At 37.5% G+C, this 1,255-nt stretch carries 2 protein-coding genes; both read left to right on the top strand.

Features of this window, described 5'->3' with window-relative positions; translation table 11 throughout:
- A partial coding sequence (locus UC75_RS22390; protein ID WP_228137489.1) for a LysE family transporter occupies positions 1 to 254 on the top strand: 254 nt, incomplete at its 5' end.
- Between the two features lie 204 nt (positions 255 to 458).
- Positions 459 to 1,255 (top strand): LysR family transcriptional regulator (locus UC75_RS17970; RefSeq protein WP_228137488.1); only part of this gene is annotated, 797 nt, incomplete at its 3' end.

Below are 1,255 nucleotides of genomic sequence, written 5' to 3'. Positions count from 1 at the left end.
ACCCTAAAACCACACTATTTGTGATTAGCACCTATACGCAAATTGTGAGTTTAACTACACCTAAATCGATTCTTTTGGCTTATGGCTTTTTTATGTCTTTTGCGCATTTCTTGTGGTTCTCACTGGTAGCTGTACTGTTTTCATCCATGCTGTTGAGAAAGAAAATGTTAGCCAAGCAAGTGCAGATTAATAAAGTGATTGGCTCAATTTTATGTGTATTAGGGGTGATTCTGCTTTTTACCAAGTTTCAGTAAGAAGCTCATTTAATGGAAGAATAAGTTGCTTATGCTTAGATAAAGTTTGTACTTTTAAAAAGGCTTTTTATAAGACTTTTCCAAAAGAGCTATTTAATTTTTAAGAAACTTTTATATTTTTTGCTGTTAATATTAAAACGCATGATAGATTTTCCAATCCTTCATATTTCTATAAATCAAGGATGATGAGCGAATACATTTATTATGGAAATCAAACAAATAAAATATTTTTTGACGGTAGTTGAAGCAGGCAGTATTGGTAAAGCTGCTCAAAAACTCGATGTCGGTGCTTCGGCCATTAGTCAGCAAATTAGTAAGCTAGAACAAGAGTTAAGCATTCGCTTATTACAGCGTAATGCTTTTGGCGTCACGCCTACACCCGCGGGTCTTGCCTTTTTAAAACACTCTCAACTTATTTTGCGTCAAGTAAACTTTGCAATAGATGCTGCGCATTCGGCACGGCTTTCAGGTCATGTCAGTCTTGGTTTTCCACCGACCATTACCGCTTTAATTGGCATCCCTTTAATGAAACTAATGTCTGAACGCTATCCAGACATTCGTCTAGAAATTGTGGAAACCTTGTCGGGAAATCTAATTCAGTCGATTAATTCGCGTCAGCTTGATATTGCCATTATTTTTACCAATGAAATTGATAAACAGTGGTCAATACAGCCTTTGGTACGCGAACAAATGTATTTAATGGCACGCAAAGAAGTGCTTGAAAAATACGGTCTTGCCGACTGTATCAAAAGTGGAATTATTCAGTCCCAACAAATTGGCGATATTCCTTTAGTGTTGCCACGACAGCGCCATAGCTTAAGAAAATTGCTTGAGCATAAGATTGGGCAGCTTAATGTCGTCTATGAAATTGATGGTCTACACTTACTCATGGACAGCCTGATTCACCTTGACCTTGCAAGTGTTCGCCCCGGAAGTGCCTGTCTGCAAGAATACAAACATAAACTTCAATTACTAAAATTGATCGACCCTGAAGTTGAGCG

It is taken from the genome of Acinetobacter sp. V2 (assembly GCF_001188385.1).
Lineage (GTDB): Bacteria > Pseudomonadota > Gammaproteobacteria > Pseudomonadales > Moraxellaceae > Acinetobacter > Acinetobacter oleivorans.
The sequence above is the reverse complement of the archived record's forward strand: the minus strand, read 5'-3'. Positions and strand labels throughout refer to the sequence as shown.